At 68.0% G+C, this 25,857-nt stretch carries 25 protein-coding genes; 9 read left to right on the top strand and 16 right to left on the bottom strand.

Going from position 1 to position 25,857, the window contains the following annotated elements:
- Positions 1-79 precede the first annotated feature (79 nt).
- From FG323_RS03515 to FG323_RS03495, 5 genes are all read left to right on the top strand, one after another.
- Positions 80-5,221, top strand: coding sequence for an NAD-glutamate dehydrogenase domain-containing protein (locus FG323_RS03515; protein WP_141453054.1), 5,142 nt, complete (start codon positions 80-82; stop codon positions 5,219-5,221).
- A gap of 138 nt (positions 5,222-5,359) precedes the next feature.
- Positions 5,360-6,130: an NAD kinase gene (locus tag FG323_RS03510; protein ID WP_141453053.1), complete on the top strand. Its 771-nt coding sequence runs from the start codon at positions 5,360-5,362 to the stop codon at positions 6,128-6,130.
- Positions 6,131-6,245: 115 nt separating this feature from the next.
- Complete coding sequence (locus FG323_RS03505; protein WP_141453052.1) at positions 6,246-6,740, top strand: hypothetical protein; 495 nt, start codon at positions 6,246-6,248, stop codon at positions 6,738-6,740.
- A 60-nt stretch (positions 6,741-6,800) separates the two neighbouring features.
- Positions 6,801-7,718 carry a 5'-nucleotidase gene (locus FG323_RS03500; RefSeq protein WP_141453051.1) on the top strand — a complete coding sequence of 306 codons (918 nt, stop codon included), beginning with the start codon at positions 6,801-6,803 and terminating at the stop codon, positions 7,716-7,718.
- Complete coding sequence (locus FG323_RS03495) at positions 7,715-8,443, top strand: transferase (RefSeq protein WP_255470005.1); 729 nt, start codon at positions 7,715-7,717, stop codon at positions 8,441-8,443. Before FG323_RS03500 ends, FG323_RS03495 begins: the two co-directional genes overlap by 4 nt.
- A gap of 172 nt (positions 8,444-8,615) precedes the next feature.
- Here the strand turns inward: FG323_RS03495 and FG323_RS03490 are convergent, their stop codons facing one another.
- The 16 genes from FG323_RS03490 to asnS all read right to left on the bottom strand — a co-directional run bounded on the left by FG323_RS03490 (position 8,616) and on the right by asnS (position 22,332).
- A complete protein-coding gene (locus FG323_RS03490) occupies positions 8,616-9,161 on the bottom strand; it encodes a DUF2939 domain-containing protein (protein WP_141453050.1) in 546 nt (181 codons plus the stop codon).
- 2 nt (positions 9,162-9,163) lie between these two features.
- Positions 9,164-9,850: a DUF2461 domain-containing protein gene (locus tag FG323_RS03485; RefSeq protein WP_141453049.1), complete on the bottom strand. Its 687-nt coding sequence runs from the start codon at positions 9,848-9,850 to the stop codon at positions 9,164-9,166.
- A complete protein-coding gene (sbcB, locus tag FG323_RS03480; protein ID WP_141453048.1) occupies positions 9,847-11,286 on the bottom strand; it encodes an exodeoxyribonuclease I in 1,440 nt (479 codons plus the stop codon). The genes FG323_RS03485 and sbcB overlap by 4 nt, the downstream gene beginning before the upstream one ends.
- On the bottom strand, positions 11,283-12,653 hold the full coding sequence (locus FG323_RS03475) for an NAD(P)/FAD-dependent oxidoreductase (protein WP_141453047.1): 1,371 nt from the start codon (positions 12,651-12,653) through the stop codon (positions 11,283-11,285). Before FG323_RS03475 ends, sbcB begins: the two co-directional genes overlap by 4 nt.
- A 13-nt stretch (positions 12,654-12,666) precedes the next feature.
- On the bottom strand, positions 12,667-13,941 hold the full coding sequence (gene kynU, locus FG323_RS03470; RefSeq protein WP_141453046.1) for a kynureninase: 1,275 nt from the start codon (positions 13,939-13,941) through the stop codon (positions 12,667-12,669).
- Positions 13,938-14,315, bottom strand: a complete 378-nt coding sequence (locus tag FG323_RS03465; protein ID WP_141453045.1) for a 5-carboxymethyl-2-hydroxymuconate Delta-isomerase — start codon at positions 14,313-14,315, stop codon at positions 13,938-13,940. Before FG323_RS03465 ends, kynU begins: the two co-directional genes overlap by 4 nt.
- A gap of 3 nt (positions 14,316-14,318) precedes the next feature.
- Entirely contained in the window at positions 14,319-15,329 is a 1,011-nt protein-coding gene (locus tag FG323_RS03460) for an amidohydrolase family protein (RefSeq protein ID WP_141453044.1), read from the bottom strand.
- Between the two features lie 5 nt (positions 15,330-15,334).
- Positions 15,335-15,865 carry a 3-hydroxyanthranilate 3,4-dioxygenase gene (locus FG323_RS03455; RefSeq protein ID WP_141453043.1) on the bottom strand — a complete coding sequence of 177 codons (531 nt, stop codon included), beginning with the start codon at positions 15,863-15,865 and terminating at the stop codon, positions 15,335-15,337.
- A 1-nt stretch (position 15,866) separates the two neighbouring features.
- Complete coding sequence (locus tag FG323_RS03450; protein ID WP_141453042.1) at positions 15,867-16,298, bottom strand: RidA family protein; 432 nt, start codon at positions 16,296-16,298, stop codon at positions 15,867-15,869.
- Positions 16,291-16,965, bottom strand: coding sequence for a carbonate dehydratase (gene can, locus FG323_RS03445; protein WP_141453041.1), 675 nt, complete (start codon positions 16,963-16,965; stop codon positions 16,291-16,293). Before can ends, FG323_RS03450 begins: the two co-directional genes overlap by 8 nt.
- A gap of 119 nt (positions 16,966-17,084) precedes the next feature.
- Positions 17,085-18,512, bottom strand: a complete 1,428-nt coding sequence (locus tag FG323_RS03440) for an aldehyde dehydrogenase (RefSeq protein ID WP_141453040.1) — start codon at positions 18,510-18,512, stop codon at positions 17,085-17,087.
- Positions 18,513-18,585: 73 nt separating this feature from the next.
- A complete protein-coding gene (locus tag FG323_RS03435) occupies positions 18,586-19,374 on the bottom strand; it encodes an SDR family oxidoreductase (RefSeq protein WP_141453039.1) in 789 nt (262 codons plus the stop codon).
- Positions 19,375-19,658: 284 nt separating this feature from the next.
- Complete coding sequence (locus FG323_RS03430) at positions 19,659-20,291, bottom strand: FMN-binding negative transcriptional regulator (RefSeq protein WP_141453038.1); 633 nt, start codon at positions 20,289-20,291, stop codon at positions 19,659-19,661.
- Between the two features lie 10 nt (positions 20,292-20,301).
- The gene (locus FG323_RS03425) at positions 20,302-20,610 is read right to left on the bottom strand and encodes a hypothetical protein (RefSeq protein ID WP_141453037.1); all 309 of its coding nucleotides are present in this window, start codon (positions 20,608-20,610) and stop codon (positions 20,302-20,304) included.
- Positions 20,607-20,912: a hypothetical protein gene (locus FG323_RS03420; RefSeq protein ID WP_141453036.1), complete on the bottom strand. Its 306-nt coding sequence runs from the start codon at positions 20,910-20,912 to the stop codon at positions 20,607-20,609. The genes FG323_RS03425 and FG323_RS03420 overlap by 4 nt, the downstream gene beginning before the upstream one ends.
- Before the next feature lie 19 nt (positions 20,913-20,931).
- Positions 20,932-22,332: an asparagine--tRNA ligase gene (gene asnS / locus FG323_RS03415; protein WP_141453035.1), complete on the bottom strand. Its 1,401-nt coding sequence runs from the start codon at positions 22,330-22,332 to the stop codon at positions 20,932-20,934.
- A gap of 111 nt (positions 22,333-22,443) precedes the next feature.
- On the opposite strand from asnS, the gene FG323_RS03410 reads away from it, so the two are divergent.
- The 4 genes from FG323_RS03410 (at position 22,444) to rpsR (ending at position 25,857) form a co-directional block, all read left to right on the top strand.
- A complete protein-coding gene (locus tag FG323_RS03410) occupies positions 22,444-22,782 on the top strand; it encodes an iron-sulfur cluster assembly accessory protein (protein WP_141453034.1) in 339 nt (112 codons plus the stop codon).
- Positions 22,783-22,873: 91 nt separating this feature from the next.
- On the top strand, positions 22,874-24,637 hold the full coding sequence (locus tag FG323_RS03405; protein WP_141453033.1) for a DUF885 domain-containing protein: 1,764 nt from the start codon (positions 22,874-22,876) through the stop codon (positions 24,635-24,637).
- Between the two features lie 549 nt (positions 24,638-25,186).
- Complete coding sequence (rpsF, locus tag FG323_RS03400; protein WP_141453032.1) at positions 25,187-25,615, top strand: 30S ribosomal protein S6; 429 nt, start codon at positions 25,187-25,189, stop codon at positions 25,613-25,615.
- A gap of 11 nt (positions 25,616-25,626) precedes the next feature.
- The gene (gene rpsR, locus FG323_RS03395) at positions 25,627-25,857 is read left to right on the top strand and encodes a 30S ribosomal protein S18 (RefSeq protein WP_079726029.1); all 231 of its coding nucleotides are present in this window, start codon (positions 25,627-25,629) and stop codon (positions 25,855-25,857) included.

Below are 25,857 nucleotides of genomic sequence, written 5' to 3'. Positions count from 1 at the left end.
GACGCCGCGCAACAAGTTTTGTCATGGCGACGGGGGATACAATGACCATTCGACTACCAATCGTAGAGTCTCCATCTGCATGAACGCTGTGCGCAGCTCCAAGAAAGCCCCGAAGAAACAGAAGCCCAAACCGGTCGCGGCCAAGTCCGCCAAGGCGGTGACGCCGAAGAAGACCCCGACCAAGAAGGTGGCTGCCCGACCGGAGACCGGCGCGGCCAAGGCCGCGGGGGCAGCGGGCAAGGCCGCGGCCAGCAAGAGCAAGACCAACAAGACCAGCAAGGCGATCAAGACCGCCCCGGCGGGCAGCGCGGGCAAGGCGCCGGCGGTGTTCTCGCTGGAACCAATCTACGCCGCGATCCGCAAGCGCGTGCCGGCGGCACGCCAGGCCGAGGCGCTGGCCTTCACCGAAGCGTTCTACAAGCGGATGGCCGACGACGAGTATCCGCACCACGCCCCCGAGATCTGGGCGGCCATCGCCGCCGACATGCTGGATTTCGCGCGGGCCCGCAAGCCCGGCACCGCCAACGTGCGCGTGTTCAACGCCACCGCCCAGGCCAATGGCTGGGAAGCGCCGCATACGGTGCTGCAGATCATCAATGACGACATGCCGTTCCTGGTCGACTCGGTCAGCATGGCGTTGGCCGAGATGGGCGTCGGCGTGCACGTGCTGGGCCACCCGCTGGTGCGCTTCACCCGCGACAAGGCCGGCAAGGCCACCGCGGTGGGCGAGGGCAAGCCCGAATCGCTGATGGTGCTGGAAATCGATCGCCAGCAGGCCGGTGACATGCCGCGCATCGAACAGCGCATCCGCCAGGTGCTGGGGGAAGTGCGCGCGATCGTCCGCGACTGGAGCGTGATGCGCGAGAAGATGCTCACGCTGGCCGACGACCTGGCCACCCGTCGCCTGCCGATCAGCGACGCCGGCCGCCACGAGGCGCAGGAATTCCTGCGCTGGGCCGCCAATGATCACTTCACCTTCTTCGGCTATCGCGAGTACCGCGTGGAGAAGGGCAACGGCGACGGTATCCTGCGCGCGGTGGAGGACAGCGGCCTGGGCCTGTTGCGGGGCGATGACGCCTCGACACCGCGCAGCGTCAAGACGCTGGCCGCGCACTACATGCCGCAATCCGGTTCGGTCGATGCATTGATCCTGACCAAGACCAACCGCCGCTCGAACGTGCACCGTCCCGGCAACATGGACTACATCGGCGTGCTGGAATTCGACGCCAAGGGCACCCCGATCGCCGAGCAGCGCTTCATCGGCCTGTACACCTCCAGTGCCTACAACCGTCGCCCGTGGGAAATCCCGCTGGTGCGCGAGCGCCACGAGTTCGTGATGCGCAATTCCGGCCTGTCGCCGAGCAGCCACAGCGGCAAGGCGCTGCGCCACATCCTGGAAACCCTGCCGCGCGAGGAACTGTTCCAGTCCAGCGAGGAAGAACTCAACCGCACCGCGATGGGCATCCTCGGCTTGCAGGAGCGCGTGCGCAGCAAACTGTTCCTGCGCCGCGACCGCTACGGCCGCTTCTTCTCCGCGCTGGTGTACATCCCGCGTGATCGCTTCAATACCGACGTGCGCCTGCGCATCGAGGCGCTGCTGAAGCAGGCCCTGCACGGCGAGTACGTCGATACCAACGTGCAGTTGGGCGAGTCGCCGCTGGCACAGTTGCACCTCACCATCCGTCCCAAGGCCGGCGAACAGGTCGATGTCGACACCGCCGCGCTGGAAGCCGACATCGCCCACCTGCTGCGCAACTGGCAGGATGATCTGCGCGAGACGCTGATCGCGCGCCACGGCGAAGGCGAGGGCCTGAAGCTGATGAGCCGTTTCGGCCGCGCGCTGCCGGCCGGCTACATCGAAACGGTGTCGCCCGAGTTCGCCGCCAACGACGTGGAGAACCTGGCCGCGCTCGCGGGTCCGGACGCGCTGCGCCTGAGCCTGCACCGCTCGCGCCGCGCGCGCGCCGGCGAGGGCCGGCTGCGGCTCAACCTGTATCGCCAGCAGGCCGACATTCCGCTGTCCGACGCGCTGCCGCTGATGGAGAACATGGGCCTGCGGGTCATCTCCGAACATCCGTTCCGGCTGGAGGCCGCCGAACCGGTCTACATCCAGGAGTTCGAGGTGGAAGCCGTGGGCGGCGCGATCGACACCGATCGCCTGCACGCGCAGTTCGAGGAAGCCTTCGCCCGGGTCTGGCACGGCGATGCGGAGAATGACGGCTTCAACCGGCTGGTGCTGGGCGCGAGCCTGGCCTGGCGCCAGATCGCGATGCTGCGCGGCTATTGCAAGTACCTGCTGCAGACCGGCGTGCCGTTCTCGCAGAGCTATGTCGAGGAGACGCTGAACCGTTATCCGCTGCTCGCTCGCCTGCTGGTCGAGCTGTTCGAGGCGCGTTTCGATCCGGCGGTCGGCCACGAGAGCAAGGCCGAAATCAAGGCGGGCCAGGAGCGTTTCGCCGCCCAGCTGCGCGCGTTGGCGCAGGGCGACGAAGCCACGCTGGCGGCGTTGCAACCGGTGCTGGACGCCCGTGGCGGCAAGCGCGAGGACCAGGTCGAGGCGACCCACAAGGCGCTGCTCAAGCTGATGGATCGGGTGTCCAGCCTGGACGAGGACCGCATCCTGCGCGGTTTCATCGGCGCCATCGAGGCGACCCTGCGCACCAGCTACTACCAGATTGGCGTGGATGGCCAGCCGGCGCACACGATCGCCTTCAAGTTCGATTCGGCCAAGGTGCCGGATCTGCCCAAGCCGCGTCCGTACCGCGAGATTTTCGTGTACGGCCCGCGCGTGGAAGGCGTGCACCTGCGGTTCGGCCCGGTCGCCCGCGGCGGCCTGCGCTGGTCGGACCGCCGCGAGGACTTCCGCACCGAGGTGCTGGGCCTGGTCAAGGCGCAGATGGTGAAGAACACCGTGATCGTGCCGGTCGGCGCGAAGGGCGGCTTCTTCGTCAAGCGTCCGCCGGTGGGCGGTGACCGCGACGCGGCACTGGCCGAGGGCATCGCCTGCTACAAGATGTTCATCCAGGGCCTGCTGGACATCACCGACAACATCGTCGGCGGCAAGATCGTTCCGCCGCTGAACGTGGTCCGCCACGACCAGGACGATCCGTACCTGGTGGTCGCCGCCGACAAGGGCACGGCGACGTTCTCCGACATCGCCAACGGCCTGGCCATCGCCCACAACTTCTGGCTGGGCGACGCGTTCGCTTCCGGTGGCTCTGTCGGCTATGACCACAAGGGCATGGGCATCACCGCGCGCGGCGCGTGGGAATCGGTCAAGCGCCATTTCCGCGCGTTGGGCCGCGATTCGCAGACCGAGGATTTCACCTGCGTCGGTATCGGTGACATGTCCGGCGACGTCTTCGGCAATGGCATGCTGCTGTCCGAGCACATCCGCCTGGTGGCCGCGTTCGACCACCGCCACATCTTCCTGGATCCGTCGCCGGAAGCGGCGCGCAGTTTCCAGGAGCGCCAGCGCCTGTTCAAGCTGCCGCGTTCCAGCTGGGCCGACTACGACACCAAGCTGATCTCCAAGGGCGGCGGCATCCATCCGCGTACCGCCAAGTCGATCGAGATCACCCCGCAGGTGCGTGAGGTGCTGGGCCTGGCCGATGGCGTGAAGTCGCTGTCGCCGAATGAACTCATGAGCGCGATCCTCAAGTCGCCGGTCGATCTGCTGTGGAACGGCGGTATCGGCACCTACGTCAAGGCCAGCAGCGAGACCAACGCCGATGTCGGCGATCGCGCCAACAACGGCCTGCGCGTGGACGGGCGCGACCTGCGCTGCAAGGTGGTGGGCGAGGGCGGCAACCTGGGCCTGACCCAGTTGGGCCGCATCGAGGCCGCGCAGCACGGCACCCTGCTCAACACCGACTTCATCGACAACTCCGCCGGCGTGGACACTTCGGATCACGAGGTGAACATCAAGATCCTGCTCAACGGCGTGGTGCAGGAGAAGAAGCTGCGCATGGACGCCCGCAACAAGCTGCTGGCGGACATGACCGACGAGGTCGCCCAACTGGTGCTGTGGGACAACTACCGCCAGAACCAGGCGCTGAGCCTGATGGAGCGGATGAGCGCGGCGCGCCTGGGTTCCAAGCAGCACTTCATCCAGACCCTGGAATCCCAGGGCCTGCTGGATCGCCAGATCGAGTACCTGCCCTCGGATGCGGAACTGGCCGAGCGCAAGGCGCGCGGGCAGGGCATGACCCGGCCGGAACTGGCGGTGCTGCTGTCGTATTCCAAGCTGGTCGCGTTCCAGCAGTTGCTGGATTCGGACATCCCGGAAGATCCGTACCTGTCCAAGGAACTGCAGCGTTACTTCCCCAAGCCGCTGCAGAAGAAGTATGCCGCGGACATGGAGAAGCACCGCCTGAAGCGCGAAATCATCGCCACCGCGGTGACCAACACCACCATCAACCGGATGGGCGCGACCTTCCTCCTGCGCATGCAGGAGGACACCGGCCGCAGTCCGGCCGAGGTCGCCAAGGCCTTCACCATCACCCGCGAGACGCTGGACGCGCGTGAGCTGTGGGTGCAGATCGACGCCCTCGACGGCAAGGTGCCCGAGTCGGTGCAGATCGACGCCCTGCAGGTGATCTGGTCGGTGCAGCGCACCTTCACCCGCTGGCTGCTGACCCGACAGGGCCCGATCCCGGCCATCGCCACCGCGGTGGAGCGCTACTACGACGGCTTCAACGAGATCCGGGCCGCCGACGGCGTGCTGCCGGATTCGCTGCGCCCGGCGTACAACGCCAGCCTGCAGACCTGGAAGGACAAGGGCCTGCCGGCCGGCCTCGCGGGCCAGTTGGCGGCGCTGCCGTACCTGGAACCGTCCTGCGACATCATCGAACTGGCGCGTGCCCGCAAGCTCAAGCCGGTCGAGGTGTCGAAGGTCCATTACCGCCTGGGCGAAGCCCTGCACCTGCCGTGGCTGGTGGATCAGGTCGACGCGCTGAAGGTGGACGGACGCTGGCATGCGGTGGCCCGCGGCGTGCTGCGTGACGAGCTGACCAACCATCAGCGCACGCTGACCGCGCAGGTGCTGTCGATGCCCGGCAACACCGCCGACGCCAAGGTCCAGGCCTGGCTGCAGCGTGGTGACGCCGGCCTGCGTTTCACCCTGGCCATGCTCAACGAGCTGGCCGCGCAGAAGACGCTGGATTACCCGACCGCTTCGGTGGCCGTGCAGCGGCTGGGCCAACTGGCTGCGCAGGGCTGATCGCGGCGCTCGCGACGACGAAACAGGCCGGGGCGACCCGGCCTGTTTTTTTTTGTGCGGCCCGCGTGGATCGCATCGCGGTCATCCAATCCCGGGCTTCTGCCGTTATCCTCTCGGGCAAGCCACCAGGAACCCGGGATGAGCCAGACGCCCCGCATCGCCTTTCTCGCCAGTCCGGCCGCCGAAGCGCAGCAGGCGCTGGCCGAACTGACCGCCCTGCATGGCACCCACGATCCCCATGAAGCCGACGTGCTGTGCGCGCTCGGCGGCGACGGCTTCATGCTGCAGACCCTGCACCGGCACGGCAGCCTGGGCCGACCGGTGTTCGGAATGAAGCTGGGAACGGTCGGGTTCCTGATGAACCAGTACCGCAGCGAGGACCTGCTGGACCGGATCGCCCAGGCCGAGCCGGCCAAGCTGCGTCCGCTGGAGATGCTGGCGCTGACCGAATCCGGCGCCAGCACCGGTTCGCTGGCCTACAACGAGGTCTCGCTGCTGCGCCAGACCCGCCAGGCCGCGCACATCCGCATCGATCTGAATGGCCAGACCCGGCTGGACGAACTGATCTGCGATGGCGTGCTGACCGCCACGCCGGCCGGCAGCACCGCCTACAACTTCTCCGCGCATGGGCCGATCCTGCCGCTGGGTTCCAGCACGATCGCGCTGACCCCGATCGCGCCTTTCCGCCCGCGCCGCTGGCGCGGCGCGATCCTGCGCGCGAACACCGAGGTGCGGTTCCGGGTGCTGGATCCATACAAACGGCCGGTCAGCGCCACCGCCGACTCGCACGAAGTCCGCGACGTGGTGGAGGTGACCATCCGCGAATCGCAGGACCGAACCGTGACCCTGTTGTTTGACCCGGAGCACAATCTGGAGGAACGTATCCTCAGCGAGCAGTTCGTGGTGTAGCGGGTAGTGCGGGGGAAGCGGCGTGGGGACGCCGCCATGCAGCAAGCAACGTCAGGGCCGTCCGGCACCGGGAGGAGTGCGGGCGGGTAGTCCGATGCCGAACAGGAGTCAGGGGATGAAACACTGGTGGTTGTGGGGGCTTTGCGCGCTGTTGCCCGCGCAGGGCGTGCAGGCCTGCGGTTTGAGCACGCATATGGCGCCCTTCGAACTGCAGGCCGGGGCCACGCCCACGGACGCGCCGGAAGATAGTCTGCGCGCGCCGGAGCTGAAGGTCACCGAGATTACCCGCGGGCTGGGCGGCATGGCCGGCACCTGCGACGGTTCGGGCCTGCTGGGGGTGCGCCTGGAATGGCCGCGTGGCGATTACGGCCTGGAAGACATCGGCTTCGAATTCCGGGTGGTATCCGCGGACACGGCCTACGCGGTGTTTCCGGCCGAACCGGTGCGGGTGATCAGCAACAGCCGCCGCGCCGAACTGCTGTTCCTGTGGCCGGACGATGCGCCCGCGCAGCAGAAGCCGCTGCGGATGGAGGTGGAAGTACGCGCGGTGACCCGCGACTATCGGCGTGGTCCGCCAGTGCGCTTCACGGTGGATTCGACCGAGGACTGAGCGGCGGCAAGCCGGGTGGCCGGCTCGCGGGGAAGCCCCGCGATGGCGGATACTGTGCGCATGGCCGACAACACTCCCCGCCTGTTGACCGTCGCGGTGACATCGCGCGCCCTGTTCGATCTGGAGGACAGCCACGCGCTGTTCGAGCGCCAGGGCGTGGACGCCTACAGCGACCACCAGCGCAAGCACGAGGACGACGTGCTCGCGCCCGGTGTCGCGTTCCCGGTGGTACGCAAGCTGCTGGCGCTCAACGTCGGCGCGCCCGCCGACGCGCCGCGGGTCGAGGTCATCCTGCTGTCGCGCAATTCCGCCGATACCGGCCTGCGCATCTTCAATTCCATCCAGCACCACGGCCTGGGCATCGTGCGCGCGGTATTCACCTCCGGCGAGCCGACCTGGCCTTACATCCGCCCGTTCGGGGCGGACCTGTTCCTGTCCGCCAACCCGGATTCGGTAAGGCGCTCGCTGGAGCACGGCATCGCCGCGGCCACCATCCTGCCGGCGCAGGCGCACCGGCAGCGCCACGAGGACCAGTTGCGGATCGCCTTCGATGGCGACGCGGTGATCTTTGGCGACGAGAGCGAGCGCATTTCGCGCGAGCAGGGCGTGGAAGCGTTCGGCCGGCATGAGCGCGAGAATGCGCGTGCGCCGCTGTCAGGCGGGCCGTTCAAGGGCTTCCTGTCGGCGCTGCACCAGTTGCAGCAGGTATTCCCGGCTGGCGAGCATTCGCCGATCCGCACCGCGCTGGTCACCGCGCGTTCGGCGCCGGCCCACGAACGCGTCATCCGCACGCTGCGCGAGTGGGGCGTGCGCCTGGACGAGGCGCTGTTCCTGGGGGGGCGCCACAAGGGGCCGTTCCTGGACGCGTTCGGCGCCGACATCTTCTTCGACGATTCCCAGCACAACATCGACAGCGCGCGTCCGCACGTCGCCGCCGGCCACGTGCCGCACGGGGTCGCCAACGATCCGGTGCCGTGAACGAAGGCGCCCCCCGGGTCCATCGCGGTTGGTGGTACACCACGCTGCAATTCAACCGCGAGGTGACCCAGAGCCGCATGCTGACCTGGTGGCCGGACGTACTGCAGGTCGGCTATACCCGCACCATGCTGGCCGCCCTGCTGCTGCGCCCGCGGCCGCGCCGGATCGGCATCATCGGGCTGGGCGGCGGATCCCAGGCCAAGTTCTGCCACCGGCACCTGCCGGAGGCCTCCATCGAGGCGTTCGAAAGCGAAGTCGGCGTGCTGGCGCTGCGCGATGCCTTCCGCGTTCCCGCCAACAGCGGGCGTTTCCAGGCCCGGCTGGGGGACGGTGCGGCGATGCTGCGACAGCGTCGGGGCGCCTACGATCTGCTGCTGGTGGATGCCTACGAGGCGGAGGGCATCTCGCCCTCGGTCTCGACCCAAGCGTTCTACGACGACTGCCGCGACGCGCTGGCCGACGGCGGGGCGATGGCGGTCAACCTCTACGCCACCGACGCGCGCCGGCATCTGGTGCGGATGCGGCGCAGTTTCGGCGGACGCGTGCTGGCGCTGGAAGAGCCCCGGATGAGCAACCGGATCGCGTTCGCCTGGCAACCGGGCGGAGTGGTCGCCGACCCGTGCGAGGAACTCGCACGCCTGCCGCGCGCGGCGCGCTGGCAATTGGCCGCGCGGTACCTGCGCCTGGCACGCGCGCGCCGGGATTGGCAGCCGCGCGAGCGCTGATCCGTCGAGCCGGACTTGCCCGCTCAAGGCCTGTGCGGGCGCTCGACATATCGAGTATCAGGCGAAGCGGAGCAAGCTCCACTCTACGCGGTGTAGAGCCGAACTTGCTCGGCTGGGGATGTCTGGGCGTCCGGATGTATTGGACAGCCGGGAAAGCGGAGCAGGCTCCGCTCTACGGGTTGTCCAGCGGCAGGCGGATGTCGGTGAGGCGCCAGCGCAGGCCCTGGCGGGTGAACACGCAGACGACCGGGCGGCCGTTCTCGTCGTGGATGGTCGCGGTGAAGCGCGAGGGGGATTCGAAGCGGTGCTTGGCGTCCTTCAACGGATCCGCGGGTACCGGTGGCGCATGGGTATCGCCGCCGACGGTGTCGCCAATCGCCTTCTTCCACATCGAACGGCCCTGCAGGATGGCGCCGATGCCCAGCGGCGTGACCATCGTGTCGACGCCGCTGCCGATGACGTTGTTCGCCACCGACAGCGCGAACGCACCGAGCAGGCTGGACTGGAACCCGGGGCCTGCGCGGCGGGCCAGTTGGTCTTCCACCTGCGCGCGCAGGTTGACCCGCAGGGCGGGGAAGTCCACGTGGCGTTCCAGTTTGGCGGTGTCCTGTTCGGCCAGTGCCTGGCGGATGCCGTGGATCGCCAGGTAGGGACCGGCGGCGAGGTAGCCGAGCAAACCCGCGATCAGCAGGACGGCCAGGGCGATCCACTTCTTCATGGCTAGAACTCCAGGTCCAGGGCCGCGCACAGGTAATCGACGAACGGCGCCAGCGCGGCCAGGTCGGCGGCCAGCACCTGGCGCAGTTTCGGTCCGGTCATCACGCTGTCATCCAGCGAACGCCAGAACACGAAGTTCTTGTGCTTGAGATCGTCGATGAATTCGAACTCGGCCGGAAACCCGCGCGGCGGCCGGGTCAGCATCTCGCTTTCCTCGAAGTCGAAGCGTCGGCGGAACTTCGGCGCGTGCGCGGCGGCTTTCCAGCTGCCGGGATTGTCGAAGATGAACTGGCGTACCCGGCGCTGGGTATCCGGTTCCGGATGCCACAACCCGGCGCCGACAAAGCATTCGCCCGGCTGCAGGTGGATGTAGAACGACGGCGCCGGCACCTGCTTGCGGCGTTCGTGGTACAGGCGTGCGCCCTGCCAGGGTTTGTAGGGCGACTTGTCGGTGGAGAAGCGGGCGTCACGGTAGATCCGGAACAACGAACCGCCGACCGTCTTCGGATCGGAACGGAAATGCTCGCTGACCTGGGCCAGATCCGGCTGCAGGTCGGTCAGCAGGCGCAGGAACGGTTCCTTGACGTGCTCCTCGTACTGCGTCTTGTGCGCGGCGAACCAGGTCTTGTCGTTGTGCCGCGCCAAGCCACGCAGGAACTTGAAACTGGCGTCGGAAAAATAGCTGCTCACAGGCTCTGCTCCAGATCCCGGCCCCAGGCCTGCAACTGGTCGAGCAGGGCCTGCTTCGGGCCGTCAGTGGTGGGGGCCGCGCGCAGCGCGGCGATTTCGGCGTGGAAACTTTCGAAGCCGTACTCGGAAAGCCCACTGTCGCCGATCAGGCGCCGACGGCGGTAGTCGTCCCAGCGCAGGCGTTCGTCGGTCGTCAAGGTGGCCGGCCAGTTGCGGGCGCGATAGCGGAACAGCAGTTCCGGCAGGCGCGGGTCGCGGAAGCCGAAATCGCGCTGGCCCAGCAGTTCCGGCGGGGTGGCGCGCAGATCCGGAAACCGGCGGCGGTCGCCGTCGCCGAGGAAACCGCCGTACAACGACGCATCGACATCGGGCACGGCGAACTCGCGTTCGCCGCCGAATACCCGGCGCACCTTCTCGGCCAGCGCCGGCCCGGCCGCGCGCAGGCGGATGGCATTGGCCTCGGTGATCAGCAGATCGATGCCCAGGCGTTCGAAGTCGGCATCGCGCAGGTGTGCCAGTGCGACCAGCACCGGCGCCTTGTTCAGGTGGATTTCCTTCAGCGGAATGCGTGCTTCGCCCGGCGGCAGATCCGCCGCCGGCGTGTACAGGCGATCGGCGATGGCCTCCGGGGCCAGGTGCAGCAGCGGATCCGGATCGGCGTCCAGGTCGTACACGATGATGCGGTTGTCATACTGCGGATGGCGCGCCAGCGGCAGCACCAGCGCCGCGCACATGCGGCTGGCCGGATAGCGCTGGGAGATGTGCAGGACCGGGGTCATCGCTACCGTGTCCAGCAGGCTGGCGGCGAAGCGCTTGTCGCGCAGTTTCAGCGCGTATTCCCACAGGCGGGGTTGCGCCTGGCGCATCCGCCGGGCCATGCCGATGGTCGCGCGCACGTCGGACAGCGCCTCGTGCGCGTCGCCCTGGCGGACGTCGTTGGCCAGCGCGAGGTGTTCCAGCCGGAACGAGGTGACGCCATCCTCGCGCTGCGGCCAGACGATGCCGTCCGGGCGCAGTGCGTGGGTCAGCCGCATCACGTCCAGCAGATCCCAGCGCGAATTGCCGCCGCGCCATTCGCGCTCGTAGGGGTCGAAGAAGTTGCGGAACAGGCCGTGGCGGACGAACTCGTCGTCGAAGCGCAGCGAGTTGTAGCCCAGCGTGCAGGTATCCGGCCGCGACATCTCGTCGGCGATGCGGGCGAACGCCGACGCCTCGTTGACGCCCTGGCGCGCGGCCTGCTGCGGGGTGATGCCGGTGATCAGGGTGGCGGTGGGCGAGGGCAGCAGATCGTCGGCGGGCTGGACGAAGAAATCGATCGGATCCTCGATCGGATTCAGCTCCGCATCCGTGCGCTGGGCGGCGAACTGGGCGATGCGGGTACGGCGCGGATCCGCGCCGAAGGTCTCCAGATCGTAGAACAGGAAGCTGGCGCTCACCGCGCTTCCGCCTCCAGCGGTTGCAGTCGACGGATCACGTCGGCATCCACCCGCGCCCAGTCCACCTGATCCAGGCGTTCCAGTCCCTGAGTGGCGGCGACCAGCAGATCGCGCTGGACGATGCTGCGCTCCAGCGCGACCCGATAGGGAATGCGCAGGAAGGTGACCATGGTGTAGTGCGGTACGAAGCGGCCCGGATGGCGCTCCTGCAGGGTCCGTTCCAGCTCGCGCTGGAGCAGGAACGCCGCGTCGTCCACCTTGTCGCGCATTTCCACGTAGTTCTCCAGCGCCATTTCCTGGATCGCGCGCGCATTCGGCTGGCGCTCGCGCTGGAACGCCGCGAACGCCTCGGCGCGTTCCCCGTGGCGCTCCAGTTGCTCGGCCAGCGCCACGCAGTCCTCGAAGGCGCAGTTCATGCCCTGGCCGTGGAACGGCACCATCGCATGCGCGGCGTCGCCGAGCAGGACCGCGCGATCGTCAATGTACCAGCGGTCCAGGTACAGGGTGGCCAGCAGGCCGACCGGATTGCGGTGCCAGTCCTGTTCCAGTTGCGGAATCAGCGGCACCGCATCGGGGAAGTCGCGTTCGAACAGTGCGCGCGCCTGGGCCGGCGTGTGCACGGTATCGAAACCGGGATCGCCGTGGTTGGGCAGGAACAGGGTGACGGTGAAGGTCTTCTCGTCATTCGGCAGGGCGATGCACATGTAGTGGCCGCGCGGCCAGATGTGCAGGGCGTTGGGTTCGATCTGGAAGCCGCCGTCGGCGGCGGGCGGGATTTCCAGCTCCTTGTAGGAGTGGTCGAGGAAATCGGTGCGCTCGCCCAGATCGGTGCGCAGCCGCATCGCCGCGCGCAACGACGAGCCCGCGCCGTCGGCGCCGACCAGTGACTGGAAGTCGATGGGATGGCGGCTGCCGTCGCGATCGTCGATGAAGGTGGCCACCCGGTCCTGGAAATCCACCGTGTCCAGCTGGCGATGGAAATGCAGCGATGCGCCGGCCCGTTCGGCCAGGTCGAGCAGGGTGATGTTGAGATCGCCGCGATGCACCGACCAGATCACCTCCGAATCGTCGCGACCGTAGCGCTGCAGCTGCGGCTGGCCGTCGCGCGGATGGACCATGCGCCCGCGCATCATCACCGCCTGTCGCATCACCGCCTCGTCGGCGTCGGCCTGGCGCAGCGCATGGCGGCCGCGCTCGGCCAGGGCCAGGTTGATCGAGCGGCCGCCGCCGTAGCCTTTGACGCGCGGGTCGCCGCGCTTTTCGTACACGTCCACCCGCCAGCCCTTGCGGGCCAGCAGGGTCGCCAGCAGCGCGCCGGCCAGGCCGGCGCCGATGATGGTGAGGGAACGGTCGTTGGGTGCGTTCAAGGGCTTGCTCCGGTCAGACGCCGCGCCAGGTCTCCACTTCCTCGACGAAGCGGTAGACGTCCATGAAACGGTTGTACAGCGGGGTCGGCGAGATCCGGATCACGTCCGGTTCGCGCCAGTCACCAATCGTGCCGACCGAGGCCAGGTATTCGAACAGGTCGCGCCCGCGTTCGCGCCCGCCGACCACCCGCAGCGACAGCTGCGCGCCGCGCTGGGCCGGATCGGCGGGCGTGACGATCTGCAGCGCATCGCCGACGCGGGCGCGGATGAGCGCCTCCAGGAAGCCGGTCAGCTTCTCCGACTTGGCGCGCAGCGCGGCCATGCCGCCGGCCTGCGCGATCAGTTCCAGCGAGGCGCGCAGCGGGGCCAGCCCCAGGATTGGCGGATTGCTGAGCTGCCAGCCGTCGGCGCCGGGCGTGGGCGCGAATTCGGGCCCCATCCTGAACCGGCTTTCCTTCTGATGTCCCCACCAGCCGGCGAAGCGCGGGCGATCGGTGTGCGCATGCCGCTCATGCACGAAACAGCCGGCGACCGCGCCCGGCCCGGCATTCATGTACTTGTAGTGGCACCACACCGCGAAGTCGGCGCCACTGGCGTGCAACTGCACCGGCAGGTTGCCGGCCGCATGGGCCAGGTCGAATCCGACCACCGCGCCCTGCGCGTGGCCGAGGCGGGTGATTTCCGCCAGATCGAACGCCTGTCCGGTGCGGTACTGGATGCCCGGCCACAGCACCAGGGCCAGGCGATGGCCATGCTCGCCGATGGCGCGCTCGATGGCCTGCATCGACAGCGTGCCGTCGGGTTGATCCGGTTCCAGCTCGATCAGATCGCGCGCCGGGTCGAAGCCATGGAAACGCACCTGCGATTCCAGCGCATGGCGGTCGGACGGGAACGCGCCGGCTTCCATCAGGATGGCCGGACGTTCGGTGGTGGGCCGGTAGAAGCTGACCATCATCAGGTGCAGATTGGCGGTCAGCGAGTTCATCGCCACGACCTCGGTGGGCTGCGCGCCGACCACTTTCGCCAGCCCTTCGCGGACCAGTTCGTGGTAGGTCATCCACTGCGCCGGCTCGGTGAAGTGTCCCTCCACTGCCTGCTCGGCCCACTTGTCCAGCACCTCCTGCACGTACCTGCGCGCGCCGCGTGGTTGCAGGCCCAGCGAGTTGCCGCAGAAATAGAGCTGCTCGTTGTGCTTGTGCTTCGGAAGCAGGAACTCGTTGCGCAGGGCGCGCAGCGGGTCGGCGGCGTCGAGGGCGATGGCATGGGTACGGGACAGCGCGTCGGTCATGAAGAGGCCGGTGAAGAGATGGGAAGGACGGAGGTTTTGCGGTAGCTGGCCGGAAGTTCGCCGACTTCCACGCAGATCTGCAGGGCATGCGGCCCCGCCGGGAGGTGTGCGCGCAGCGCGTGCAGCAGCGCTTCGGACAATTGCGCGCGCACCGCCTCGTCACGGCCGGGAAGGACGCGCAGGCGCGCATGGATGAACGCGCGCGCGGCAAGGGCGTCGGTGCCGACCAGAAAATCGGACAGTGCGACGGCGCGACTCTTGATTGCTTCCTCGTCGAAATGCCCGCTGTCGAACAGCATCTGGTTGAGCCGCGCCAGCAGCGCGCGTGCGTCCAGGACGAGGTTGTCGGTGTATTGCAGGGTCAGGTGCGGCATGGCTCAGTCGAACCGTTGCCGGGACAGGCCCAGCCATTCCAGCGCGGTGCCGTGATAGAGCCGCGCCTGTTCGGCTTCGCCCAGGCCCAGCGCGGCGATGCCGGCGCCGGGCTCCTGCTCGCCCAGCGGGAACGGATAGTCGGTGCCCAGCATCACCCGATCGGTGCCGACCGTGTCCAGCAGGTAGCGCAGCGCTCGCGGGTCGGCCACCCAGGAATCGAAATACACGCGATCCAGGTACTCGCGTGGATTGCGGTGGTTGTCGGTGGCGACCAGATCCGGGCGCATGTTGAAGCCGTGCTCGATGCGTCCCAGGGTGTACGGGAAACTGCCGCCGCCGTGGGCGAAGCAGATCTTCAGCCCGGGCAGCCGCTCCAGCACGCCGCCGAAGATCAGGCAGCAGGCCGCGCGCGACTGTTCGGCCGGCATGCCGACCAGCCAGGGCATCCAGTACTTCGGCATGGAGGCCGCGCCCATCATGTCCCAGGGATGCACCAGTATCGCGGCGCCGAGTTCGCTGGCGGCCTGGAAGAACTCGAACAGCTCCGGCGCGTCGAGGTTCCAGTCGTTGACGTGGCTGCCGATCTGCACGCCCTGCAGGCCCAACTGGTCCATGCAGCGTTCCAGTTCCTGCACCGCCAGCCGCGGCGACTGCAGCGGCACCGTGCCGATGCCGGCGTAGTGGCGCGGGTAATCGCGACAGGCCGCGGCGGTGTGATCGTTGAGGGCCTGGTGCAGTTCCAGCGCCTGGTGTGGCTTGGCCCAGTAGCTGAACATCACCGGCACCGTGCTGATCACCTGCACCTGCACGCCGAACTTGGCGTAGTCGGCGATGCGCTCCACCGGGTCCCAGGTCTTGGGCCAGATCTCGCGGAAGAAGCGCCCGTCCTTGTAGATGCGGTGGCGGCCGTCGTCACCGTGGTGGATGACCGGGAAGCGGTTGTCACCGTACTTGCTGGCCAGATCGGGCCAGTCGCGTGGCAGGAAATGGGCGTGGGTGTCGATCTTCAGCATGGGGCTCAGGTGTCTGCCATCACGTACTTGCCCGGCGCCGGGTTCAGGTGTCCGCACTGCGCGCAGGTCCGGTGTCCGCGCGAGGAATAGAACCGGTCGAACACCGGCGGAAAATCCGTCTCGATGTTCTTCAAGGTGAAGTACTCCTCGTACAGCTTGTGGTTGCAGCGCTCGCAGTACCACAGCAGGCCGTCCTGCTCGTGCGGGAGGCGCCGGCGCTCGATCACCAGACCGACCGAGTCGGGCATCCGCTGCGGCGAATGCGGCACGCGCGGCGACAACAGGAAGATCTCGCCGGCGCGGATCGGGATATCGCGCACCGCGCCGTCTTCCTGGATCTTCAGCACCATCTCGCCCTCGAGCTGGTAGAACCACTCCGGCCCTTCGTCGTAATGGAAGTCGGTGCGCTGGTTGGGGCCGCCGACCACCATGACGATGAAGTCGCCCGCATAGATCACCTTGTTGCCGACCGGCGGCTTGAGCAGGTGGCGGTGTTCCTCGATCCAGGCCAGCAGGTTGATCGGTCCGGGCAGCATGTCAGCGTTCCTCGGGCAAGGCGGCGACGCACTTGAGTTCGATGGCGATGGGCGTGGGCAGGGCGGTGATGCCCAGGGTGGTGCGGCACGGCGCCCGCGCCGGGTCCGGGAAATGTTCGGCCCAGACCTGGTTGTAGGCCTTGAAGTCGCGGGCCATGTCGGTGAGGTAGACGGTCACGTCGACCAGATCCTCCCAGCGCGCGCCGCTGGCTTCCAGCACCGCGCGCACGTTGGCGAACACCGCGCGCGCCTGCGCCTGGATGTCGTAGCCGCGCACGCGGCCGTCGGCGAAATAGTCGTTGCCGGGAATCGTGTCGGTGGCCGGATCCCGTGGGCCGATGCCGGACAGGAACAGCAACGGGCCGACCCGGCGCGCGTGTGGATACACGCCGACCGGCACCGGTGCCGCCGTGGTCCGGATGCCCTCACCCATCGCGCCGGTCCCCGCGCGCGGGCATCCGCGCCAAGGCCTGTTCGTAGGTCGGGTGCAGGCGATCGGCGGCGTCCACGTCCATGCCCAGTTCGCGCACGCGGCCGTCGAACAGGCTGTAGACCCAGCCATGCACGGTCAGCGGCTGGTTGCGGGCCCAGGCGTCCTGGACCACGGTGGTCTGGCAGACGTTGAACACCTGCTCGATGACGTTCAGTTCGCACAGGCGCGCATGGCGCAACGACTCGGTGTCCTCCTCGGCCAGGCGGGTCGCATGCTTGGTGGCCACGTCGGCGACGTGGCGCAGCCAGTTGTCGGCAAGGCCGACCCGGGCGCCGGTCATGGCCGCATGCACGCCGCCGCAGCCGTAGTGGCCGACCAGCAGGATGTGCTCGACCTTGAGGATGTCGACCGCGAACTGGATCACCGACAGGCAATTGAGGTCACCGTGCGACATGACGTTGGCGATGTTGCGATGGACGAACACCTCGCCCGGATCCAGGCCCAGGATCTGGTTGGCGGGCACGCGTGAATCCGAGCAGCCAATCCACAGATAGCGCGGCGATTGCTGTTGCGAGAGGCGCTTGAAGAAGCCCGGATCCTCGTGCTTGATCCGTTCGGCCCATTCACGGTTGTTGCGCAACAGCTTTTCGAGTTCGCTATCAGTCATCGGCGGTATCCGGTTCGGGCGGGGGAGAGGACGCGCTGGGCGGTCCACCGCGTAGTTTGCGCCCATCGCCGGCGATCGTCAGCAGCCGGCCGTGTGCCGGATGGCGGGGAAGCAGGAGTTCAGCCCGTGGCGATGCAGACATTCCGCGCCTCGGTGAAGAACCGCATCGCCTCCATGCCGCCTTCGCGGCCCAGTCCGGACTGGCCCATGCCGCCGAACGGGGTGCGCAGATCGCGCATCAGCCAGGTGTTGATCCAGACGATGCCCGCATGCAGCCGCGCGGCCAGGCGGTGGGCGCGATCGAGGTCGCGGGTCCACAGCATCGCGGCCAGCCCGTAGTCGCCGGCATTGGCCAGCGCCAACGCCTGGGCGTCATCGTCGAACGCCTGCAGGGTCGCCACCGGCCCGAAGATTTCCTCGCGGTTGCTGGCGCTGTCCGGCCCCAGCCCTTCGATCAGGGCCGGTTCCACGAACCAGCCGCCGCGCGCCGACGCCCCGCCGCCCAGCAGGAAGCGGCCGCCTTCGGCGCGGGCGCGGGCGATGCAGGCGGTGACCTTGTCGTGGTGCGCTTGTGACACCAGCGGACCGAGATCGGTGGCCTCGTCGGCGGGATCCCCGACCCGCAGCGCGGCGGCGCGGGCGCTGAAGGCCTCGCGGAACTCGTCGTAGATGGCGCGTTCCACCAGCAGGCGCGAGCCGCACAGGCAGATCTGGCCGGAATTCTGGAAGGCCGAGCGCACCAGCGTGTCCAACTGGTTGCGCCAATCGCTGTCGGCGAACACCAGGGTCGGGTTTTTGCCGCCCAGTTCCAGCGAGATCTTCTTCAACTGCGGGCCGGCCAGGGCGGCGATGCGCTGGCCGACCCCGGTACTGCCGGTGAAGGACACCGCCTTGATCCGCGGATGCAGCACCAGCGGCTCGCCCACCCGCGGACCGGTGCCATGCACGATGTTCAGCACGCCGGCCGGAAAACCGATTTCCGCGGCCAGTTCGCCCAGCATGGTCGCGGTCAGCGGCGTGACCTCCGAGGGCTTGGCGACCACGGTGTTGCCGGAGGCCAGCGCCGGCGCGATCTTCCAGGTGAACAGGTACAGCGGCAGGTTCCAGGGAGAAATCGTGGCGACCATGCCGAGCGGCTGGCGCAGGGTGTAGTTCAGGCCCGCCTCGCCGTGGTGCGCCTCGCTGCTGATCTGGGTGGCCGCGTGGGCGAAGAAACGCAGGTTGGCGATCGCACGGGGAATCTCGATCTGGCGCGCCAGCCGGATCGGCTTGCCGCCGTCCCGGGACTCGGCCTGGGCGAACGCTTCCAGCCGGGACTCGAGCGCCGATGCCAGGCGTTCCAGCCAGGTCGCGCGCTCGGAACCGCGCAGCGACGACCACGCCGGCCAGGCGCGGGTCGCCGCCTGCACGGCCGCCTCCACGTCGGCCTCGTCACCATCGGCGAGGCGTGCGTATTCGCGGGTGTCGGCGGGCGCATGCACCGCGCGCCAGCCGCCGTTGCGGGCCGCCTGCGGCTGGCCGTCGATCCAGTGGGTCAGCGATTGCATGGCGCAAGCTTAACCCGGCCCGCGTCGACGGCCTGCTGCATTGCGGTCGGTGCGGAAACCGACGCAGGAAGCTTCAGATGGACTGCATCCGGCCGCCATCCACCGCCAGGCTGACGCCGCTGATGTAACCGGCGGCGGGCGAGGCCAGGAAGGCGACGGCCGCGGCCACTTCGGCCGGATCGGCGAAGCGGCCGGCCGGCACCGTGGCCAGCATGCCGGCGGCCACGACGGCTTCGTCCTTGCCGCTGGCGGCGCTGCGGTCGTCCAGGATCTGCTGCAGGCGGCGGGTGCGGGTATAGCCCGGCAGCACGTTGTTGACGGTGATGCCGTCGGCGCCGAGTTCGCGCGACAGGGTCTTGGCCCAGGACGCCACCGCGCCGCGGATGGTATTGGACACGCCCAGGTTGGGAATGGGTTCCTTCACCGAGGTGGAGACCACGTTCACGATGCGGCCCCAGCCGGCGTCCCGCATGCCCGGCACCACGAGGCCCGCCAGCAACTGGTTGGCCAGCAGATGGCGCTGGAACGCGTCGAGATAGGCACCCGCGTCGGCGTCGATGGCGCGTCCGCCCGGCGGACCGCCGGTGTTGTTGACCAGGATGTGCACGGGGGATCGGGCCACCAGCGCCTCGGCGCCCGCGCGTAGCCCGGCGGGAACGGCCAGATCCGCGGCCAGCCAATCATGCGATTGGCCCGAGGCGACCGTCGGCAGGTCCGCTGCGACGTCCGCCAGCACCCCGGCCCGTCGTGCCAGCAGGGTGACACTGGCGCCGAGCAGCGCCAACTCATGCGCCGCCGCGCGGCCGATGCCTTCTGAGGCGCCGCAGACCAGCGCGTGGCGACCGGACAGGTTCAGATCCATCGACGTTCCTCGATATGCCGAACCCGCAGTCTACCGTTGCCCATCCTGTAGGAGCGACGTCAGTCGCGACCGCCGTGCAAGGGCATGCGGTGGCATATCCGTCGGCAATTCTTCCGGTCGCGACTGACGTCGCTCCTACGAATCTCTGGGCGCGACGTGAGTCGCAAGCTTTTCAACGGGAGGAAGTAAGACGCGAGTTCGCCCAGAGGGTGCCGTGGGTTCGGGATTGCCGGGTCCTTCATCGCGACTGACGTCGCTCCCACAGGAGCGGGGGCGGCGGTGTTTCAGCTGCCGCGACGCTCCAGCCGGTCCAGCATCAGTGCCGCGATTTCGTGCGCGTTCGGGGCGTCCTGTTCGCGCAGGCCGGCCGCGGCGCCGCGGATATTGGCTTCGGGGTGGTTCTGGCTGAGCTTGAACTTCAGTTCGGCCCGATCGACCTGGAAGCGGAAGCCGATGATGCCGCGCAACTGGCTGGCGTGATCCGGGCGTTCGGGTTCGAACCGCCAGTCATTGCCCACCCGCGCCTCGTTGGCGTGGCTCAGGCGATCGACGATGCCGGCGAGCGCGTCGGCGTCCTCGGTGGGTTCCAGCGTGCCGTACAGGTGCGCGATCGCGTAGTTCCAGGTCGGCACGCGGGCGGCGGTTTCCTTGTCCGGATACCAGCCGGGCGAAAGGTAGGCGTGCGGGCCGTGCACGATCAGCAAGGCCGGGCCGGCGTGCCGCGCCTGCGGATTGGGGCGGGCCCAGTGGCCTTCGATGAGGAGGCGATCGCCGTCGCGCGCATACAGCACCGGCAGATGGCTGGCGAACGGCACGCCGTCGGCGTCGGTGGTGACCAGGGTGGCGAAGGCGTCGCGCGCGATCAGCCGGTCCAGCTCAGCCAGATCGGTTTCGGCGAAGGCGCGCGGGGTATACATGCGCGCCCGGTCAGGCCCGGCCGCCGAGCTTCTGCACCATCAGCGCGGGCAGCGCATCGTCGCCGTCGGCGCGCGGCGGGCTGACTTCATCCAGCGAGAAACCGCGCTGCAGCGCGTCTTCCTCGTCCAGTCCGTCGTAGGCGACGAACTCGGCGTCGAACAGCGCCGCGCGGGCGCTGTCCTCGCTGTCGTAGGTCAGGGTGTTGCCGTCGCTGTCCAGCACCTGCGCGGTGCCGGCCTCCAGCACCCGCAGGCGGGCCCAGATCAGGGTCCGGCCGAGCGAGGCCAGGTACCAGGCGTCACGGATCGCGTCGTTCATTTGATCACCAGCGAAAACAGCGTCAGCAGCCCCGACAGCGCCAGGGCGATGAAAATCACCAGCAGCGAAATGCGCGCCGGCGCGGCCAGGCCGCTGAGCGAATGGTCGCGCAGCGGCAGGTAGCCGCGCGCCAGCAGCCAGCGCAGCGCGATCGGCTTGAGGAAAGCGCCTTCGCCCCACTGGCCGCCGAGCGCGGCATGCCGATCCCGGATATGCACCAGCGTGAGCGGCCAGAAGATCACGAACGCGCAGAAACCGGCGATGGCGACGCCGACGAAGCACAGGGCGAAGAACAGCAGCATCGTTGCAGTCCGCTCCGGCTCAGAACTCGGCGCTGCCGGGCGCGCGCGGGTAGGGGATGGCGTCGCGGATGTTGGTCAGGCCGCAGACGTAGACCACCAGCCGTTCGAAACCCAGGCCGAAACCGGCATGCGGCACGGTGCCGTAGCGGCGGAAGTCGCGGTACCAGCCGTAGTGGGCCGGATCCAGGCCGAACTGGGCCATGCGCGCGTCCAGCACGTCCAGGCGCTCCTCGCGCTGGCTGCCGCCGATGATCTCGCCGATGCCCGGGGCCAGCACGTCCATCGCGGCGACGGTCCTGCCGTCATCGTTCAGGCGCATGTAGAAGGCCTTGATGTGCTCGGGGTAGTTCATCACCACCACCGGGCGGCCGACGTGCTGCTCGGTCAGCCAGCGCTCGTGTTCGGTCTGCAGGTCCAGGCCCCATTCGACCGGGAAGTCGAACTTCTTGCCGGACTTCTGCAGCAGGCCGATCGCATCGGTGTAGTCGATGCGCTCGAACGGCGCGTTGATGAAGGTTTCCAGGCGGGTGATCGCGTCCGGCTGCACGCGCTCGGCGATGAACGCCATGTCGTCGCCGCGTTCGTCCAGCACCGCGCGGAACAGGTACTTGAGGAAGTCTTCGGCCAGGTCGGCGTCGGCGGCCAGGTCGGCGAAGGCGATCTCCGGCTCGATCATCCAGAACTCGGCCAGGTGGCGGGTGGTGTTGCTGTTCTCGGCGCGGAAGGTCGGGCCGAAGGTGTAGACCTTGCTCAGCGACAGGCAGTAGGCCTCGACGTTGAGCTGGCCGGACACGGTCAGGAAGGTTTCCTTGCCGAAGAAGTCGCGCGAGAAATCCACCGCGCCCTTGCCGTCGCGCGGCAGGTTGGCCATGTCCAGGGTGGACACGCGGAACATCTGGCCGGCGCCCTCGGCGTCGGAGGTGGTGATGATCGGCGTGCTGATCCAGTAGAAGCCGCGTTCGTGGAAGAAGCGGTGCACGGCCTGGGCCAGGCAGTTGCGGATGCGGGTGACCGCGCCGAACAGGTTGGTGCGCGGACGCAGGTGTGCGACCTCGCGCAGGAATTCCAGCGAATGGGCCTTGGGCTGGATCGGATAGGTTTCCGGGTCCTCGACCCAGCCGACCACCTCGATCCGGCTGGCCTGGATCTCGAAGCTCTGGCCCTGGCCCTGCGAGGGCACCAGGGTGCCGGTGGCGACCACCGCGCAGCCGGCGGTCAGGCGCTTGATCTCGGATTCGTAATTGTCCAGATCGCTGGGCGCCACCACCTGGATGGCGGCGAAGCAGGAGCCGTCGCTGACATTCACGAAGGACAGGCCCGCCTTGGAATCGCGCCGCGTGCGCACCCAGCCGCGTACCGTGACTTCGCCGCCGGCCGGGATCTTGCCCGCCAGCGCATGTTCGACGCTCACCACCGTCATGACTTGAATCCTTCCGTAACAGGACTATTTATGGAACGGTGGAGTTTACCGGAGCGACGGGCCCAGCGGCTCGTCCACGGCCTATAATCGACGTCCCGCCTGGAGGAATGCATGGCCATCACCCTGACCCCCGTCGCCCTGGAGCGCGTGCAGCGTTTCGTCGAGCAGACGCCGGGCGCGCTGGGCCTGCGCTTCGGCGTCGCCCGCACCGGCTGTTCCGGCTGGGGCCATCTCGCCGATCTGGCCCGCGAGGAGCGCGAGGGCGACACCGTGTTCGAGTACCAGGGCGTGCGCATCTACGTCGACGCGCAGAGCCTGCCGCTGGTGGACGGCACCGAGATCGATTTCGCCAAGCAGGGCCTGGGCGAAACCTTCCTGTTCCGCAATCCCAACGCCACCGCCGAATGCGGCTGCGGCGAGAGCTTCACCACCCAGGCCGACGCCGCCTGATCGACGCCGCCTGATCCGGGGTTCCCCCGCGGCACTGCCGATGGAGTGGGGCAGACGTTAAGCTTGCCGGCTATCCGTACAGGAGCCGCCGATGTTCCGTTCACTCATGTTGGCCGCGCTGATGGCCGCCACCGTGGCCGTGCCGCTGCGCGCGCAGCCCGCGACCGGCAAGCACGCGGCGCTGGAAGCGCTGTTCGCCGCCGAATGGGAACGCGGCCTGCGCGAAAGCCCGGAGAACGCCAGCTACAACGGCGACAACCGCTACAACGACCGCTGGAGCGACCGTAGCCTGGACGCCATCGCCCGCATCGAGGCCAACGATCGCGCCGCGCTGGAAAAGCTGCACGCCATCGGTCGCGAGGGCCTGTCGCCGGCGGACCAGCTCAACTACGACACCTTCGAGTGGAACCTGCAGCAGGCGGTCTCCCGCCAGCGCTTCAAGGAATACCTGCAGCCGATCGGCCACCAGGGCGGGGTGCAGCTGGCCGACGGCATGGCCGAGGTGGTGCCGTTCGCCAGCACGCAGGACTATCGCCACTGGATCGCACGCCTGGCCGGACTGGACACCCTGATCGACCAGACCCTGGTGCTGATGCAGCAGGGCGTGGCCGAAGGCTACATGCCGCCCAAGGTGCTGATGCAACGGGTGCCGGCGCAGATCGCCACGCAGATCGTCGAGGACCCGACGAAGAGCCCGTTCTACCGCCCGTTCCTGAAGTTCGCCGACAGCGTGCCCGAAGCCGACCGCGCCGGCCTGCAGCGGGAAGCGCGACAGATCATCAGTGCCGAGGTGGTGCCGGCGTACCGCAAGCTGCAGGCGTATTTCAACCAGACCTACTTGCCGGCCAGCCGTGCCAGCATCGCCGCCACCGACCTGCCGGACGGGCAGGATTTCTATGCCGCGATGGCGGCGTACTACACGACCACGCCGCTGACGCCGCGGCAGATCCACGACGTGGGCCTGAAGGAGGTCGCGCGCATCCGCGCCGAAATGGAGAAGATCAAGGCGCAGGTGGGCTTCAAGGGCGATCTGCATGCCTTCTTCGATCACCTGCGCAGCGATCCGAAGTACTTCTACAAGACTCCGGCCGAACTGCTGGAGGCCTATCAGGCGCTGTCCAAGCGGATTGATCCGGAACTGGTGAAGGCGTTCCACACCATTCCCAGGCTGCCCTACGGCGTGCGGCCCATTCCCGACAACGCCGCGCCCGACACCACCACCGCCTACTACCAGCCCGGCGCCGCCGACGGCAGCCGCGCGGGTTATTACTACGTCAACCTGTACAAGCCCGAGACCCGGCCGAAGTGGGAAATGATGGCGCTGTCGCTGCATGAGGCAGTGCCCGGACATCACTTCCAGATGGCGCGCGGCATCGAACTGCCGGACCTGCCGATGTTCCGCAAGACCGCCTACTTCGTCGCCTATGGCGAGGGCTGGGGCCTGTACGCCGAGCGCCTGGGCTACGACATGGGCCTGTACGACGATCCCTACGACCGTTTCGGCCAGCTCACCTACGACATGTGGCGGGCGGTGCGGCTGGTGGTGGACACCGGCATGCACTCGATGGGCTGGAGCCGCGAGAAGGCGATCGCCTATTTCAAGGACAACGCCGCCAAGACCGACCAGGACATCGTCAACGAGATCGACCGCTACATTGCCTGGCCGGGCCAGGCGCTGGCCTACAAGATCGGCCAGCTGAAGATTTCCGAGCTGCGCGAGCGTTCGGCCAAGGCGCTCGGCCCGAAGTTCGACCTGCGCGCCTTCAACGACGAGGTCCTCAACACCGGCTCGGTCCCGCTGGAAGCGCTGGAGAAGCGCATCGATGCGTGGATCCAGGAGCAGAAGGGGCGCTGAAGCCGGCCATGGGCCGAGGACGCGCACAGGAGATGCCGGCCGCTGAAGCCCCGTCGTCCCGGCGGACGTCGGGACCCGCGTTCCTGCCGGGCGACGACAGGCAGGCGGGCGAAGCAACATCAACAGGGATCCCGGCTTTCGCCGGGATGACATCGGTTGTAGTGGACCGGCCCGCATCGCCTCGTGCTTCCGGTCTCCGCCGCAGAGGGGCATCCGCCGTCGTCCCGGCGAACGCTGGGAGCCGTTTTCGTACCCCTGCATCATGTGGAACGGAAAAACACAACAAAATCAAAGACTAACCGGATATTTGCCGGGGGCCTTCCCGGAGAGCCGATGCCAGCGCGGATGCGGGCTTCAACGCCGAGGGGGCCACGCCATCGCCGTCCACCGCTCCATTTGCCTGCAAGTCATTGACCTGCCATAATTTCCAGCTCCCTGCCGCCCATGCGGGCAACAGGGTCCTTGCTCCACCGCGTCCTTCCGGGCGACGGGGGGCTGTCCCGCCCGGCACCGCTTGGCTACCGGGCCCACATCCGAAAGGTAAAAACGATGCGTCACTATGAAGTCGTGTTCCTGGTCCACCCGGACCAGAGCGAGCAGGTGCCGGCGATGATCGAGCGCTACAAGGGCTTGATCGAGAACGGCAACGGCAAGATCCACCGTCTGGAAGACTGGGGCCGCCGCCAGCTGGCCTACCCGATCCAGAACCTGGTGAAGGCCCACTACGTCCTGCTCAACATCGAGGCCGACCAGGCCGTGCTGAACGAGCTGGTGGAAACCTTCCGCTTCAACGACGCGATCCTGCGTCACCTGGTGATCAAGCGCGATGGCGCCGACACCGAGCAGTCCCTGATCATGAAGAACAAGGACGAGAAGGGCGAGAAGTCGGAACGTGGCGAGCGTCGCCGTCGCGATGACGACGAAGGCGAGAGCAATGAAGCCGCCGCCGAATCCTCCGACAACGCTGAAGCCGCTTAAGGAGCACCCCCATGTCCAAGTTCTTCCGTCGCCGCAAGTTCTGCAAGTTCACGGCCGAAGGCGTGAAAGAGATCGACTACAAGGATCTCAACACCCTGCGCCAGTACCTGACCGAGACCGGCAAGATCGTCCCGAGCCGCGTCACCGGCACCAAGTCCCGCTACCAGCGCCAGCTGGCCACGGCGGTCAAGCGCGCGCGTTTCCTGGCGCTGATCCCGTACACGGACAACCACGACGTGTAA

This window comes from Pseudoxanthomonas sp. z9 (assembly GCF_006542425.1).
In the GTDB taxonomy this organism is placed as follows: domain Bacteria; phylum Pseudomonadota; class Gammaproteobacteria; order Xanthomonadales; family Xanthomonadaceae; genus Pseudoxanthomonas_A.
Note: the sequence above shows the minus strand (reverse complement) of the source record. Positions and strands in the feature narration are given on the sequence as shown.

Excerpts from the sequence above, each read along its gene's own strand:
- FG323_RS03515 (WP_141453054.1), top strand. The coding sequence starts at position 80 with ATGAACGCTGTGCGCAGCTCCAAGAAAGCCCCGAAGAAACAGAAGCCC.
- FG323_RS03510 (WP_141453053.1), top strand. The coding sequence starts at position 5,360 with ATGAGCCAGACGCCCCGCATCGCCTTTCTCGCCAGTCCGGCCGCCGAA.
- FG323_RS03505 (WP_141453052.1), top strand. The coding sequence starts at position 6,246 with ATGAAACACTGGTGGTTGTGGGGGCTTTGCGCGCTGTTGCCCGCGCAG.
- FG323_RS03500 (WP_141453051.1), top strand. The coding sequence starts at position 6,801 with ATGGCCGACAACACTCCCCGCCTGTTGACCGTCGCGGTGACATCGCGC.
- FG323_RS03490 (WP_141453050.1), bottom strand. The coding sequence starts at position 9,161 with ATGAAGAAGTGGATCGCCCTGGCCGTCCTGCTGATCGCGGGTTTGCTC.
- kynU (WP_141453046.1), bottom strand. The coding sequence starts at position 13,941 with ATGACCGACGCGCTGTCCCGTACCCATGCCATCGCCCTCGACGCCGCC.
- FG323_RS03465 (WP_141453045.1), bottom strand. The coding sequence starts at position 14,315 with ATGCCGCACCTGACCCTGCAATACACCGACAACCTCGTCCTGGACGCA.
- FG323_RS03460 (WP_141453044.1), bottom strand. The coding sequence starts at position 15,329 with ATGCTGAAGATCGACACCCACGCCCATTTCCTGCCACGCGACTGGCCC.
- FG323_RS03455 (WP_141453043.1), bottom strand. The coding sequence starts at position 15,865 with ATGCTGCCCGGACCGATCAACCTGCTGGCCTGGATCGAGGAACACCGC.
- FG323_RS03450 (WP_141453042.1), bottom strand. The coding sequence starts at position 16,298 with ATGGGTGAGGGCATCCGGACCACGGCGGCACCGGTGCCGGTCGGCGTG.
- can (WP_141453041.1), bottom strand. The coding sequence starts at position 16,965 with ATGACTGATAGCGAACTCGAAAAGCTGTTGCGCAACAACCGTGAATGG.
- FG323_RS03440 (WP_141453040.1), bottom strand. The coding sequence starts at position 18,512 with ATGCAATCGCTGACCCACTGGATCGACGGCCAGCCGCAGGCGGCCCGC.
- FG323_RS03435 (WP_141453039.1), bottom strand. The coding sequence starts at position 19,374 with ATGGATCTGAACCTGTCCGGTCGCCACGCGCTGGTCTGCGGCGCCTCA.
- FG323_RS03430 (WP_141453038.1), bottom strand. The coding sequence starts at position 20,291 with ATGTATACCCCGCGCGCCTTCGCCGAAACCGATCTGGCTGAGCTGGAC.
- FG323_RS03425 (WP_141453037.1), bottom strand. The coding sequence starts at position 20,610 with ATGAACGACGCGATCCGTGACGCCTGGTACCTGGCCTCGCTCGGCCGG.
- FG323_RS03420 (WP_141453036.1), bottom strand. The coding sequence starts at position 20,912 with ATGCTGCTGTTCTTCGCCCTGTGCTTCGTCGGCGTCGCCATCGCCGGT.
- asnS (WP_141453035.1), bottom strand. The coding sequence starts at position 22,332 with ATGACGGTGGTGAGCGTCGAACATGCGCTGGCGGGCAAGATCCCGGCC.
- FG323_RS03410 (WP_141453034.1), top strand. The coding sequence starts at position 22,444 with ATGGCCATCACCCTGACCCCCGTCGCCCTGGAGCGCGTGCAGCGTTTC.
- FG323_RS03405 (WP_141453033.1), top strand. The coding sequence starts at position 22,874 with ATGTTCCGTTCACTCATGTTGGCCGCGCTGATGGCCGCCACCGTGGCC.
- rpsF (WP_141453032.1), top strand. The coding sequence starts at position 25,187 with ATGCGTCACTATGAAGTCGTGTTCCTGGTCCACCCGGACCAGAGCGAG.
- rpsR (WP_079726029.1), top strand. The coding sequence starts at position 25,627 with ATGTCCAAGTTCTTCCGTCGCCGCAAGTTCTGCAAGTTCACGGCCGAA.